We start from the raw sequence: 13,699 nt of genomic DNA on the forward strand, positions 1-13,699 counted from the left end.
CGTTACTTATTGAGCCGTCGTTCCGAACCGCCCCGTTGACCAAGACAGCACATGTCCAGGTTGACGTTTGGCGAACCTCAGGGGCCATCCGCTGCATGACAGAGCTGAACAGTTGGCCGCCTGGTCCAGCAGGATTGCGCATCCATCCATGCCCTCAGGGCTCTCGGCTCTGGATTCTGAGATGTTCGACGTTCCAAGCCGATCAATGCCGGTCAATCTGCGCGCCGGCTCGAAACCTCTGACGGAGTGACAGGTGCATCAACTGGCGATTGCCGCGCACGATCGGCGGCTTGAACAGTACCCGCTGCAGATCATGTTAGTTCAAGGACCATATACTTTGCCCGTGCATCATAGCTTGCGAGCTTCTGGTTCAAATCCGCGTCATCGAGCGTCCGGAACCCGTGCCTCTCCCAGAACTTCGCTGAATTGCTGACAGCGACCAGCGAGAGGTTGGGAAAGCCGGCCTTTGTCGCGTATCTGACCAGCTTAAGCACGACCTCGGACGCCGCACCGTTGCCGCGCGCTTCCGGCAACAACGCGATGTCGTGAATATAATAGGTCGATGCAGGCTCGGGCACGGCGCCCACAAGCACATTCAGCGCGGGAGGCTTCTTGAAGTGCCAAGGATGGCTGACGATATAGCCGGCCAGGCCGCCCCGCGGGCGCTCAAGCACAAAACATCCCTCAGCGTACAGCTCCAGCCGCTCGGAGAAAACGACCTCATCCTCGAGAAAACGACCTCATCCTCTGGGTAGTTTAGGTGGACGCGATCTGCGATGGCGCGAACTTCAGGAAGATGGTCGGGCTCCATCGCTCGCCACGGCATGCAAAAGTACTTTCAATGAACCTTCCAATCTTTAGACAACCACTAGCACCAAATTCCTGTCCAGGACAGACCGGGTCCGGCGCTAAGCTACTCAAACCGTGTAGCAACTGTGTTCTCTTCTCGCGCGATTGGGGCCGCGTCGAACTGGCCGTGGCGGAATTGGTAGAGGCATCGGACTTAGCCAATGAGTGCCCTAGGGCAAGCCCCAGGTGCAGAACTGCTCAACGTCGGGGAAACCTTCACGGGCAATCCCGAGCCAAGCCCTCCCAGGGGCAAGGTGTAGAGACTAGCTACATTCGCAGTAGATTCGCGTCGCTGTGCCAAGGATGGAGGCAAGCAGCGACGGAGTCCCCAATGGCGGTCCAGCAACTTGCCCTCTGGTATTGAGCGACGACGAGCGCGCCGGACTGACGTCGTTGACGATGCGGCGGAACGGCGCAGGTGCGGGCTCTAAGAGTCCGGATCGTGCTGACCTGTGCGGAAGGTGGTCAGAACACGGAAGTGGCGGCCAAGCTGGGGCTGGACCGGCTGACCGTAGGCAAGTGGCGGCGGCGTTTTATGGAGCAGCGCGTGGCCGGTACTGCACGACGAGCCGCGCTCCGGCGCGCCGCGCACGATTGATGATGCCCGCATCGAGGCCGTGATCGTGAGAACGTTGGAGAGTTGGCCTGAGAGCGCTACTCATTGGAGCTCTCGCGACATGGCGAAGACCAGCGGCCATCCATCGGATCAACCGCGATTGGATTCGACCCTTCTGCCGGCTCCGAGGCAATCCGGCTGCAGCATGGGGCTTTTACCATCGAGGAGAAAGGCGAACAGCGTGAATACCAAGACTTAATGTCCTATGAGAGCGTTCGATATTAATAGGTTTAAGAGAACTATACGAAGGTTTGTAATACGCCTTCCTTCGGCTGTGCTGTTCAGTCGCCGATCTCGAAACTGCTCAGGAGCACCTATCGGGGTCGAAATGAATTGCTGTATTTTTGCTCAATTGTTAACCTCTCCCGCTCGAAAGGCCGGACCGCTACAAGCATGTGTAACCAGCTCACCACGTTCGGACGTTCAGCGATGCAGCTGGTTTTCGGAAGCGTTACGCTAGCGGCGGTGACGCTCATGTCCTTGTATATTCACAGCCCTTTCGCAGCGACGGCGTTCGCCTATCTCGTTGTGATATTGCTGTTTTCGCTGATGGGCGGCTTCATCGCATCGTCAGTGCTTTCTGTCGGCGCCGTCGCTGCGTTAGCCTACTTGTTTAATTCCCCAACGTTCAGTCTCCGGATCGATGACCCTCAGGACCTTTTGGTGATTGTCACCTTCCTCACCGCCTCAATTGTCGGAACGCACCTGATTGGAAAAGTCCGCCACGAAAGGGAGGCCGCGCGTGAGGCCCTAGCCAAGCTACGGCACAGAGCGGCCGATCTGCATGACCGCGAGAAACGCTGGCGCGCAATCTTTGAACATAATCCAGTCATGTACTTCATGGTCGATGAAGCCGGAACGGTCCTCAACGTCAATACTTTCGGCGCGACTCAACTCGGCTATGCTCCTGCGCAGCTAGTCGGCCTATCCGTGCTGAATGTCTTTCTGAAAGAAGATCGTGAGGTCGTTCGCAAACGTATCGGGCAGTGTCTTACAAATATCGGCCAATCGCACACCTGGGACATCCAGAAGATCAGGAAGGACGGTTCGGTGCTGTGGGTGCGCGAGAACGCCAAAGCCATGCTGTGGGCCGATGACAAGCCCATCGTCCTCATTGCCTGCGAAGATATCACCGAGCAGAAGCGGACTGAACTTGCTCTGCAGCGGAGTGAAGCCTATTTGGCCCAGGCGCAGGAATTGAGCCATACTGGCAGCTTCGGCTGGAACGTCGCCACCGGCGAGGTCTTTTGGTCTAAGGAGGTTTTTCGGATTTTCCAATACGATCCGGAGACGAAAGTGACATCGCAACACGTCCTTAACCGCGTCCACCCAGAAGATAAGGGTGCCGTCCAAGAGACGCTAGATCGAGCGTTTCAAGGCCAGGATTTCGAGCATGAATACCGACTGCAGATGCCCGACGGGTCGGTAAAGCACATTCACACGCTGGCACGGGCCACGAGAACCGCGTCTGGCGATATCGAGTTCGTCGGGGCGGCGACGGACATCACGGCAGCCAAGCAGACGGAACAGCAGCTGCGCCGTAGCGAGGCCTATCTGGCCGACGCGCAGCAGCTCAGTCGCACGGGCACTTGGTCCTGGGACTGCCGTCGTCACTGTTTTGCGTATCGCTCCGCCGAAGTCAGTCGTCTGTTTGGCTTCGATCCGGACGAGCCTGTATCGCTTGAGGCCATCCGGTCGCGTATTCATCCAGATGACTTGGCGCCGCAGCAGGAAGTGCAACGTCGGGCTATCGAACAGAAGGCAGGTAACTTCGAGTATGATTTCCGAATCCGTCTTCCCGATGGCACGATAAGGCACATACACTCTGTTGCGCACGCTGTGTTGGGAAGCGATGGCGACACCGTCGAACTCATCGGAACGCATATGGATGTCACCGAGCAACACGCAGCCAGGGAACGGTTGGAAAACACCCTTGCCGCGCTGCGTGAGAGCGAGCAGCGCTTTCGTGACTACGCCGAAACTGCTTCCGACTGGCTCTGGGAGACCGGGCCGGACCACTTGGTCACCCACTTATCGGAGCACGCCAGCGCTACGGGCATCATGGCCACACGGCTCATCGGCTTGCCTCGCTGGGAAATTGCGTGCGACGTCGAAGAAGACCCCGAGAAGTGGCGGCAGCATCGGGCGACGCTAGACGCACATCTGCCATTTCGCGATCTGGTCTATCGCGCGGTCAATAGGACCGGGACTCCGATCTACGTCCGGACCAGCGGCAAGCCGTTTTTTGATGTAAGCGGCAACTTTCTCGGCTACCGAGGCGTCAGCACCGACATCACCGCGAAGATCCGCGCAGATCAGGCCGAACAAGAGCTGCGGAAGGCACAGGCGGATCTTGCTCATGTATCGCGCGTGACGACGCTGGGGGAACTAACAGCCTCCATCGCCCACGAAGTAAACCAGCCGCTCTCCGCCATTGTCAGCAACGCCGATGCGTGCCTCGCTTGGATGGGGCACGAAATTCCTGAGCTTTCCGCCGCGCGCAGATCGGTGGAGTGGATCGTCAAGGACGCGATCCGGGCAAGCGAGGTGATCCGCAGGGTCCGTGCACTTGCGAAGAAAGGTGAGATCGAGATGGTATCGCTCGATATCAATGACGTCGTCAAGGAGGCCATCACGTTGGTGACACGTGAGCTGGTCAATCAACAAGTGACCTTGCGAACCGAGTTGACCCCAATGCTTCCCACGATTCTTGGTGACCGGATTCAGCTGCAACAGGTGATCATCAATCTGGTGACGAACGGGATCGAGGCCATGCAAGCGGTTGACGATCGAGCGCGCGGACTGGTGATCAGATCATCCAGGGACGGTGAGGGGCGCGTGCAGCTCTCCGTGACTGACTGCGGCGCCGGGATCGCTGAGGAAGATAGGGATCGCATCTTAGATCCGTTCTTCACCACCAAAACGAGCGGCCTTGGAATGGGTCTCTCGATCTGCCGTTCGATCGTGGAAGCTCACGGAGGGCGCCTGTCAATCGTCCGCAACCAAGGGCCGGGCGCGACCTTCCAATTTGCCCTGCCGATCGTGTCGTGACGCTTTGACGCGCTCGCGAAAGCAGGAAGGCCGATGGGTCGACAAGTGCGATCTTCTTCATGGTCGGGGAGACGCCTCGATGCGTCATTCGAATGTTGGAGGAGTTGATGCAAGGTCATGGCTGGTTTCGGTGTGTTGGCGACGATGTGGTCATTCAAGGCCGACAGTGGCTTACGTCGGCTCGGTTTCAAGCCTCGTCTTCAGGTCGTCCAAATAGTTGTCCGCATAGGATTGCGCTTGCGAGACCGTCAGGTCGATTCCGGTCGTTGCGGCCCCTTCCATCACTGTCTTCATTAGCCCTTCGCGCATCGCGAATTTGACCTCGGGCCCAGAGATGCAGCCAACGGCCTGCGCCGCGACGTTGAGGCCAGCTTCTTCGAGCGCTTGCTTCATATTGCCCCCGCTAATGGCGGTGTGCAAAAGGTTCGCTGCTTGCGACTCGCACTCGATCACCATTGATGCTGCATCGGCCAGTTCGCCCAGCCCCGGAATGAAACCGAGCAAACCGACCGCCGTGGCGGTCCAATCAAGCACCTTCGAGCCCACTTTGGCCACGCCGTCGAGCGCATGCATGAAGGCCCCGCCGTTCTTCTTCTGAGACTTGATGTCGGGCTGGTCGGCCACGCCTGCCATCATGTCCGCGACAGCGCTCTGATCGGCAACGGTCTTGGGGAGGTGGGTCTTTGTCTGCTGGACGGTGTGGTTCGCAGCCGACATGTTGCTGTAGAAGTGCGTAAAGTCGTTGCTGCTGATATTACCGGAATCGACCGTATGCCCGCCGCCGAAGTCGAAGAACTTGTGATGGGTCTTGTAGCCCGTAATCGAATTGTTTAGCAGGCCGAACAGCACGGGATCCGAGAGCAGCTGTGACGCCGCTTGTCGTACCTTCGGGTCGAGAGTTTTGTCGCCCACCATGCTCGCCAACTTCTCTCGTGTCAGGACGCCGCCCCCGAAGAAGGCATCCTGATTCTTGTTGATCGTGCCGAGCGTGTCCAGCTCGCTTTGCGAGAGGTTCATCGACGACGAGGCGACTTGCAGGAAGTCTTCCTTGTGGACCTTATCAATCGCGCCACCGTACAACTGCTTCCAGCTGTCCGGATGGTCGAGGAAGTATTGGGCCGCCGCGATCACCTGGGGCGGACACTTGCCGGTTTTGGCGTTGCCGTCGACGATCCCCTTGAAATCGTCCAGGCTCAAATTCTTGGGCAGATAGTCAGAATACTTGTACAGCTCGCGCAATGCATCACACAAGGTCATGACCGACGGTTGTCCATTCCCGGTGCCGTCGGATGGAATATAGTTCTGCTCGTAGCTGTGCGCCTGCTGCTCCTGGAATGTAGCAACCTGCGAGTGGCTGTCGGAAAACTCTGACAGATCCTTGTCCTTGATCTTGCCTCCGCAGCGGCCGTCGCCTTGGGAGCCAATCGCGTAGAAGAGCTCTGGGTCGCGCCGCAATCCGTTGATCGCCTCCTTCAGATCCGGGGGCGTCGACGGATCGTTGACCTTGTCTGCCAGCGAGTCCCAGCTGAGGGGGCATTGGTCCTTGTGCCGGTTCAGCACTGCCACGATCTGCAACTCGGCATTGGTCAGCGTGCCGCCATTCCACGTGATCCTCGAGCTTGGCACAGGAGCGGTCGGAAGATCAGCTGCAGGCTCAGCCGTTGCCGATGTGCCGCTTGAGGAGGGAAGGGGCTCGCCCCGCTCCATTGCCTCGATCGCCGCCCTCACATGCGCGGGCAGATGGTCCAGCGGATCCTCCGGCATAGGCAGCTTTGGGTTCAGTAGGTCCGGTGACGGGGGGGGCGCGTCGGCTTGGTCGTCCCGCGCGCAAACGGACACCATTGCCTCGAATGTCGAAGGTTCCCCTTGCCGAATTTGGTCGGGCGTGTGCGCGGAAGGTCCCAACGCCGACAGAGCTGGATTCGCACTGGCTGGTAGCAAAGAGTTATTGAGCTGCATCTGAGTTTATTTCCATTGCGGTCAACCGGCGGGATCGGCGGTTAGAGATCGAGGCTACGTGATAGGCACACAAGCTTTCGACAAGCTGACGAGTCTCAGAATCAAAGAAGGCTTGCACAGAGCCGCCCGACCATCTTGATTTCTCCAGGCGGCGCTGAGTGTTCGTCTCCGGCCCAGCACATGCGGCACGACGCTCGCCTGATGTGGCATGCTGGAAGAATAAGGCCGCTCCGGTCGTCCAGTTGCGAATGACCATCGTCGAGGAGCCGCAAACAACATCACCACAGAGCCTCGCGTCGGCATTTCCGACTGCGCGTGGCTGCGTCTGCGCCTCGCCATTCACCATCGAGCGCGCGATTCGCAAATATGACGATGTGTGAGCATGGCAATGTGTGAGTGGATCGAGCGAAGTCTGTCGGGCGCTCGTCGGAGATGTTGTAGAGCCTAAAAGGCGCGGCCGAGAACGCGTGCGGTGGCGGATCCCGCATGTACCCGCGAATCCGTCCTCTCATCTCGGCGGTGAGGTTGAATGAGATAGTTTCCCGATCCGTCCTTCGACGTCAGCTTCTCGACAGCTAATCCCGTTAGCGTAAGCAACGTGGATCGCTCGGTAGGTGATACCACCTTTCTGATGGAACTAAATTGAGAGGCACCAGATGGCCGGCGCAATCGAAAGCGTGACTCATGCCAATTCTGATAGCGACAGCTCGCTGTCTGCAGCTGATCGTCAAAACTTAGAATCGGCTTTTGGTTCGGTTCTTAACATGGTCGCGATCCAGTCTGTGGAGCGAAACATGTCAAAGTTTCACGAGACTGTGGCTGAAACAGAAGAGGAAGAGGATTCTTGATGTCGAAGTGTCCGACGTCAAGGGTGCGTCGCCATTCGTGGCGGCAGATTCAAACAGAAGGTGAAACGATATGACGAAAGTAACTGCTCCTAGCTCTGGAGCTAGCCACGACATCAACAATGAGAGCAAGGTCGCAAACAAGCCCGGAGGTTCCGGTAGCAATGTCAACGCGCCTGGCATCGGATCGGCTGCATCGGGTGCCGGGGCTGTGCTTGATAGTGTTGGTAGCGCGGCAACCTTCGAAGCGCTGATCGCGCAGTTGAAGGCTGTCAATCAGCAAGCCATGGTCCAGGACATGCGGTTGCGTGCGCTGTCGACTGAGCTATCGAGCGAGAAGAAAGCGGCGAGCGAGCGGGCCAGCGGGTGAGCCTGGAAAGCGGGGCGAGTGCTCGCTCCGCTTTTTCCGCCGTGGCGACGATGTTAAGTCGTGCGGCCTGGAAATGAGTCGTGCCGTAATCGCCTGCACGTGCTCCTTGTTTCGGAGGATTGTCTGTGAATGAGGCTGCTGCCTCCCTGCATTTCGAGGTGCTATCGGGGCTTTATGCCGGACTAAGTGGGAAGGCGGCTGCTGGAACGAGCCTAATCGGTAGTGGCCTCGACGCAGATATGGTCTTCGTCGAACAAGGGCTTGAGCCGCATCACCTTCGCTTCACGCTTGTTGGGAATTCAATCGAGATTGAGGCTCTCGCAGCCATAGGCGCCCCGGAGGGCGAAGAGGATATCGCCGCAGGTGGGCGCGTTGTCCTTTCTCTTCCCGCCGTCGTTCGCGCGGGTGCGATGTCTATTCGCTGGTCGATCCAGAACACGGTCGAGGCGCGTTCGATCAGCCTATCGCGTGCTTCGATCTTAGCGCTCGCCATCGCGCTGCTCGCCTTTCTTGGTCTAGGCGCTCTCTCGACCATATTCTTCAAGGCCAACGGAAGTGCACCGAGCACCATTGCGTCGCCTGCCGCCGAGGTTGTACCCAAAGTGGGCTTGAACAGACCTGATGATCGGCGAGCTCAGGCCGCAGCCGAAGTGCTGAAACAGGAAGTTGATAAGGCCGGCTTGCTCGATATCAGGGTCGGTTCTGGGCCGGGTTTTGTGAGCGCTGAGGGAACAGTAACGCCTGCAGCGGTTGCGAAATGGCAGGAGCTCCAGCAATGGTTTGATGGTCGTACAAACGGCGCGGTGGCACTGGTGAACGGAGTCGTGGTCAAGGAGGACAAGCAGCCATCCTCAATCGCTGTCGAAGCTGTTTGGCACGGAACCCAGCCCTATCTCCTTATCGGTGGACAGAAGTATTTCGTCGGCGCTCTGTTGGCCGACGGATGGGCGGTCAATCGAATCGAGGAGGGGCGTGTGCTGCTAAGCCGCAATGGCCGTTTTGCTGCCATCCCCTATTAGACTTTCCGGACTCAAAGGAAAGATTAAGGAGAGCGTCATGTCAAAGCTGTCCCACTACGATGTCGGGCCTAGCAGTGTTTCGCAGCGGCCAAACGAGGACCATCATGCGCCGGTCATCGGGCCGACCATTTTCCAACCCAACAAGATTGAGATCGACGGTGCTTGCACTGGTGGTGAGAAGGAGCCGGCGCCGATCTGGCGCGAGCTGAACGCATCGTATAAACCGCCGGATGTAGCAATAAAAGCCATAGGGGAGGCCAAAGATATTGATGCAGTCGGGCGCGTCAGTCTCAACGAGATACGCACTCGCAATTATGAGATCGAGCCGCCCGCGGTGGCGGCGTCGCTCTATGGGCGCGATATCGCGCATGATCTGCTCTCCTTCGTCACGCCAAGGCTGCGTCATCCGGACATGCTGCGGGCAGAGCGGTATGGCATTCTTCTGGAACGTCTCGCCCATAAGCTGGCGGCCGCGCCTGCGGATTCGATGGCGCACGAAGGTGTCGTCGTCCTGCAGCAGGGACTGCAGTGGTTGGCGCTGCTTCGGCAAAACCGGAACAGCTTGATCGAAGTCTAATAATGTCCAACTCCGATGGAGCGCAACGGACGACAGACGTTTCCAAATCCGATAACGTCTCGCTGAGTGCCGGACAGGAACGCGATTTGCTTTGTGCCCTTTCCTATCTGTATCTTGCATGTGGGCAGAGCGCAGAATGCCTGGCTCTCTTGCGGCTCATCGTCCGCGACGACTCTCAAGATGTCGATCTGCTGCGGATTCTCGCCTACGCCCTCATCTCGGAAGGCCTCGGCGATGAAGCGCTGCCGATCCTGGATAGGCTGGACGCACTTGATGATGAATCGTCTTCGCGCGCCTCTTTGATGCTCTTGCGTAGCCATGCGCTGCGGCGGGCCGGCCTCATAGACGAGGCACGCGCGGTTTTCAAAAACTATGTTTCGTTGCGTGACAGCAACGGCCCTATCAACCAACGATCGGAAGGTCCCCATGGCCAGCGTCCTGCGTAACATCATTGCGGGCGCGTCGGCCAGCTCCGATTTGATGGTTGCGTTGGCGCTGCTTCTGACGGTCAGCATGATGATCATGCCGATCCCGATAGTGGCGATCGATACTCTTATCGGCTTCAATCTGGGCTTCGCCATATTGCTGCTGATGGTTGCTCTCTATATCAGCACTCCGCTTGATTTCTCGTCCTTGCCGGGCGTCATCCTGATTTCCACGGTATTCCGCCTGGCGCTCACCATCTCGACGACGCGGCTGATCTTGGCTGAGGGGGATGCCGGCAGCATCATTCACACGTTCGGTGATTTCGTCATATCGGGAAATATCGTCGTCGGCATTGTCATATTTTTAGTCGTGACCATGGTGCAGTTCATCGTCGTCGCCAAGGGCGCTGAGCGCGTGGCGGAGGTGGCGGCGCGCTTCACGCTCGATGCTCTGCCAGGCAAGCAGATGGGGATCGATGCGGAGCTGCGCAACGGCCATATCGATCAGAACGAAGCCCGCAGCCGGCGCGCAACGTTGGAGAAAGAAAGCCAGCTTTATGGGGCTATGGATGGCGCCATGAAGTTCGTAAAGGGCGATGCCATCGCAGGGTTGGTGGTCATCTGCATCAACATGCTGGGCGGGATCACCATCGGCCTGCTCTCCAAGGGCATGTCTTTTGAGGCGGCGCTGCATCAATATACCCTGCTGACGATAGGCGATGCGTTAATCTCACAGATTCCCTCGCTGCTGCTCTCGATTACAGCCGGGACGATCATCACTCGTGTCAATGGGGTTGTAAGGCTCAACCTTGGTACCGACATCGTTAACCAGCTCACGGCCAATCCGCACGCATTGCGGCTATCTGCCTGCGTCCTGGTCGTAATGGGGGCCATTCCGGGTTTCCCGCTCCCTGTCTTTCTCCTCTTGGCCGCAGTCTTTGCGGCAGCGAGCTTTGCCGACGGCGTGATCCAAAGCGCCAAGAAAAGCGCCGATGTCTCTCGCCCGGCTCCCGAACAGTCTAACAAGCAAACCGTGCCTGCGGGAGCACTTCCGGTCGCGGTGTTCCTTGCGCCCAGTCTGACACGGGCGATCGACAAGGACGAATTGCAACAGCATATTGAGCGCGTTTCGGGACTTGTCTCAGCTGATCTTGGCATCACGATTCCGCGCATCCCCATCGAGGTCGACGAGCGCTTGCCGGAGTTGCAGTTCAGGGTGGATGTCGAGGGCGTCCCGGTCGATCAGGGTTTAATTGATCCAACACAGCTCGCACTCCGCGACGATCCGGCGAACATTGAATTGAGCGGGATCCCGTTTCGGCGCGAGGCGGAGACGGATCAAATCTGGATTGAACAGAGCAACGCACCAGCTCTCAAGGCAGCCGGCATCGGCCATCACCGTCCCATCGAAATCCTGGCCTTGCGCGTCCATTCGGCGTTGACCCGCCATGCACAGTGCTTGGTGGGTATCCAGGAGACGCGCCAATTGCTGGCCCGGATGGAGACGGAATATTCGGATCTTGTGAAGGAGGTATTACGGACGACGCCGATCCCTAAGGTCGCCGACGTCTTACGGCGCCTCCTGGAAGAGGGTATTCCGATCCGGAACACGCGGCTGGTCTTGGAAGCATTGGCCGAATGGAGCGGACGTGAACAAAACGTCGTCTTGCTGACGGAATACGTTCGCTCCGGCCTGAGACGGCAGATCTGCCACCGCTATGCCAACGCACACCGTGTCGTGCCGGTCTTCATCATCGAACGTCAAACCGAGGATATTGTTCGCAGCGCGGTGCGTGACACTCCCAAAGGGCCCTACCTGGTTTTGACGGACGGGCAAAGCGAGGCGCTGCTGTCAAAAATGCGTCAGATCCATTCGAACGCAGTCCGAGGTCAGATCCAGCCCGTTATCCTTGCTTCGATGGATATAAGGCGCTTTGTCCGCGGTTTTCTCACCCGCAATGGGATCGATCTTGCTGTTCTATCCTATCAAGACCTTGCCTCGGACTTCACAATTCAGCCGGTTGGATCCATCACACTCGCAGCTGCGAAGGACAAGGCTCCGTCGGAGGAGCTTAGCAACATGCTCGTTGCGGACGATTCACAGGCGCAGCAGTCGATATAAGATGGACCGAATGAATTCACGTCAGAAAGCAGTCCGGTGGCGCTTGGGCTCATTTTGTCTGCTCTCATTCTCAGCTCTCCTTTCCATTCTAGGACTCGGCGGTTGCGCTAGCTGGGATAGACCAGCTCTTCAGGTGCAGGAGACGTCGCCGCCAAAATTGCTTGGCGCAAAAGATATCGATCAAGCCATGCGCGAACGCATTGAGTGCGCCGTCGGCCAGAATCCAGACCAGGAGCTTTGCGCGACGCGCTGAAGCAGAAAAAGCGCGGGTCTGTTGGACTGCTGGAACATCCCTTCAAGTTGATCTAATTGTCGCGGTGTCGCGCTTCGGCGTTACCGTTAGGGTGATGGCGGCCGGACGACATCTCGCTTCAATGATAAGGAGCGCTTCAGACGATCAGACATCGACGGCCGCCCCATCGCCGATACAGCAACGCCATGAAATAGGAAGTTGCCTATCTCTCACCTTGCCCAAGAGCCTAATCTAAATCCTGCCGAGATATGGGGCGAACGGAAGAGCGCCCGGCGAGCGTGTGTGTGTAGGTATTGGGCCGCGTGTCACAGCGAGGGCCCGCCATCGTGCCAGCAGCATAGCGGCGGCTGAAACAGGCCTTTTCTTCGATGTGATGAAAATAATAGGCAGCATTGCCCGAAATACGATGCTGCTGTCTCGGTATCCGCTGGAACTGGACCCCCCAGGTCGAACTTGATGCTACCGACGAAATCGGGCGACGACGAAGGTTGACTTTCGATCAGCACGTGGGCGTGTTTCCGTTCAATGCCAATCGCGATGGCACGCGTAGTTGCTCTAAGTCGCTACGCCGCGAGCAAGGTATGGCAGCTGTCTAAACAGGACCGGCTCAGGTCTTTTCGGTAAGCGTGGCGGATTAATTGCAGACATCACTGTGGCGCAAGCGCTCGTCACGGTAGCTGATCAACGCGCCTTGCCCGTGTTCGACGCGGACGAGATGATGGAATGATGACCGCCGACCGGTAGGGCGCCCGAGTTGTACGAAATCGCCCGCCAGCGTCTGCAATCTGACACGACACGCGATTACCAGTGCCGGCAGACACTGCACTTTTCGAGCCGGCACGCCGTTTGCTCTGTTCGCGGCACCATCACCAAACCAACGCTCCAGCGGTGATGTTAGGGGGCGGGCGCCAAGGCCATCGGCGTCCCGCCCCTGACTTAGCCGTAAGTCGCACCTCGAGCAAACTTTCGATGCCATTTCGGAGCAGTCCAGCTCCAACCTCCGAAAGAGCCGCGACTACCCGAGAGGAACCGATTTAGCACGTGACGGTGTCGATCTCGGTCTCGGTCATTGGCATTTTTCACCCGCCTTGCGCGATTCTGGCCGCGGGTTTGCCAACGGAAGTAGGTCAGCAGCGCAACTGCAATTTCATGAACCACAGACGTGAGGCTTTTTTTTTTTGTCGGGCCGACGACACGTGATCGAAAATCGCCGGGAACGCGCCTTCGGACTGCTGGCATCGAATTCTGCACGTCACAAACTGTCAATCGACGTGCAAGACTTATAGCACCCCCCGTCTGGATCGCGCCTTCCAGCCGCGCTTCGTATGCTGCAAAGCTCTCATTGTGCATTATTGTTCGTTCCTGCGGAGAGAGCGCTGCTGGGGCACGAGGGCACAACAACCCAATGATGTGCCAGGTGCCAGCGGAGGAGGCCGGGCGCTCCGAAACCCCGGCCATCTCCGCACCCGGCCTCCTCCTCAACCCAAGCCGGGAGCAAATAAATGAGGCAACCGATCGCACTCGGGAGCATCGATCTGTGAGGCAATACGCAGTCCACCTTTCTCCTTGCACGGGTCAGCTTCTCGAAAGCCAAGCTTCGTAGAATTCGAACC

Annotated in this window: 11 protein-coding genes; 9 read left to right on the top strand and 2 right to left on the bottom strand. The window is 58.1% G+C overall.

Annotated features, from left to right (window positions below):
• Nucleotides 1-311: 311 nt before the first annotated feature.
• Nucleotides 312-674 (bottom strand): GNAT family N-acetyltransferase, encoded by a 363-nt coding sequence (locus YUU_RS50435; protein ID WP_371260477.1) that lies wholly within the window; start codon nucleotides 672-674, stop codon nucleotides 312-314.
• A gap of 653 nt (nucleotides 675-1,327) precedes the next feature.
• Here YUU_RS50435 and YUU_RS56205 point away from each other — a divergent pair.
• Both YUU_RS56205 and YUU_RS0108860 read left to right on the top strand, forming a co-directional pair.
• Nucleotides 1,328-1,447, top strand: a complete 120-nt coding sequence (locus tag YUU_RS56205) for a hypothetical protein (protein WP_245287981.1) — start codon at nucleotides 1,328-1,330, stop codon at nucleotides 1,445-1,447.
• Nucleotides 1,448-1,894: 447 nt separating this feature from the next.
• A complete protein-coding gene (locus YUU_RS0108860) occupies nucleotides 1,895-4,516 on the top strand; it encodes a PAS domain S-box protein (RefSeq protein ID WP_371260478.1) in 2,622 nt (873 codons plus the stop codon).
• Between the two features lie 171 nt (nucleotides 4,517-4,687).
• Here the strand turns inward: YUU_RS0108860 and YUU_RS0108865 are convergent, their stop codons facing one another.
• Nucleotides 4,688-6,475 carry an HrpF/NolX family T3SS translocon protein gene (locus tag YUU_RS0108865; protein ID WP_027522055.1) on the bottom strand — a complete coding sequence of 596 codons (1,788 nt, stop codon included), beginning with the start codon at nucleotides 6,473-6,475 and terminating at the stop codon, nucleotides 4,688-4,690.
• Between the two features lie 248 nt (nucleotides 6,476-6,723).
• On the opposite strand from YUU_RS0108865, the gene YUU_RS62310 reads away from it, so the two are divergent.
• The 7 genes from YUU_RS62310 (at nucleotide 6,724) to sctV (ending at nucleotide 11,833) form a co-directional block, all read left to right on the top strand.
• Nucleotides 6,724-6,855: a hypothetical protein gene (locus tag YUU_RS62310; RefSeq protein WP_256375271.1), complete on the top strand. Its 132-nt coding sequence runs from the start codon at nucleotides 6,724-6,726 to the stop codon at nucleotides 6,853-6,855.
• A gap of 276 nt (nucleotides 6,856-7,131) precedes the next feature.
• Nucleotides 7,132-7,323, top strand: coding sequence for a hypothetical protein (locus YUU_RS58480; RefSeq protein ID WP_156944175.1), 192 nt, complete (start codon nucleotides 7,132-7,134; stop codon nucleotides 7,321-7,323).
• A 70-nt stretch (nucleotides 7,324-7,393) separates the two neighbouring features.
• A complete protein-coding gene (locus YUU_RS58485) occupies nucleotides 7,394-7,690 on the top strand; it encodes a hypothetical protein (RefSeq protein ID WP_156944176.1) in 297 nt (98 codons plus the stop codon).
• 125 nt (nucleotides 7,691-7,815) lie between these two features.
• On the top strand, nucleotides 7,816-8,709 hold the full coding sequence (locus YUU_RS0108880; RefSeq protein WP_027522056.1) for a hypothetical protein: 894 nt from the start codon (nucleotides 7,816-7,818) through the stop codon (nucleotides 8,707-8,709).
• A gap of 37 nt (nucleotides 8,710-8,746) precedes the next feature.
• Nucleotides 8,747-9,286, top strand: a complete 540-nt coding sequence (locus YUU_RS0108885) for a hypothetical protein (protein WP_027522057.1) — start codon at nucleotides 8,747-8,749, stop codon at nucleotides 9,284-9,286.
• Nucleotides 9,287-9,288: 2 nt separating this feature from the next.
• On the top strand, nucleotides 9,289-9,732 hold the full coding sequence (locus YUU_RS56210; RefSeq protein ID WP_084801380.1) for a M48 family metallopeptidase: 444 nt from the start codon (nucleotides 9,289-9,291) through the stop codon (nucleotides 9,730-9,732).
• On the top strand, nucleotides 9,713-11,833 hold the full coding sequence (gene sctV / locus YUU_RS50445) for a type III secretion system export apparatus subunit SctV (RefSeq protein WP_035661682.1): 2,121 nt from the start codon (nucleotides 9,713-9,715) through the stop codon (nucleotides 11,831-11,833). The genes YUU_RS56210 and sctV overlap by 20 nt, the downstream gene beginning before the upstream one ends.
• Nucleotides 11,834-13,699 lie beyond the last annotated feature (1,866 nt).

Source organism: Bradyrhizobium sp. Ec3.3 (genome assembly GCF_000472925.1).
Lineage (GTDB): Bacteria > Pseudomonadota > Alphaproteobacteria > Rhizobiales > Xanthobacteraceae > Bradyrhizobium.

Coding starts and splice junctions, on each gene's coding strand:
- YUU_RS0108860 (WP_371260478.1), top strand. CDS start 1,895: ATGCAGCTGGTTTTCGGAAGCGTTACGCTAGCGGCGGTGACGCTCATG.
- YUU_RS0108865 (WP_027522055.1), bottom strand. CDS start 6,475: ATGCAGCTCAATAACTCTTTGCTACCAGCCAGTGCGAATCCAGCTCTG.
- YUU_RS62310 (WP_256375271.1), top strand. CDS start 6,724: ATGACCATCGTCGAGGAGCCGCAAACAACATCACCACAGAGCCTCGCG.
- YUU_RS58480 (WP_156944175.1), top strand. CDS start 7,132: ATGGCCGGCGCAATCGAAAGCGTGACTCATGCCAATTCTGATAGCGAC.
- YUU_RS58485 (WP_156944176.1), top strand. CDS start 7,394: ATGACGAAAGTAACTGCTCCTAGCTCTGGAGCTAGCCACGACATCAAC.
- YUU_RS0108885 (WP_027522057.1), top strand. CDS start 8,747: ATGTCAAAGCTGTCCCACTACGATGTCGGGCCTAGCAGTGTTTCGCAG.
- YUU_RS56210 (WP_084801380.1), top strand. CDS start 9,289: ATGTCCAACTCCGATGGAGCGCAACGGACGACAGACGTTTCCAAATCC.
- sctV (WP_035661682.1), top strand. CDS start 9,713: ATGGCCAGCGTCCTGCGTAACATCATTGCGGGCGCGTCGGCCAGCTCC.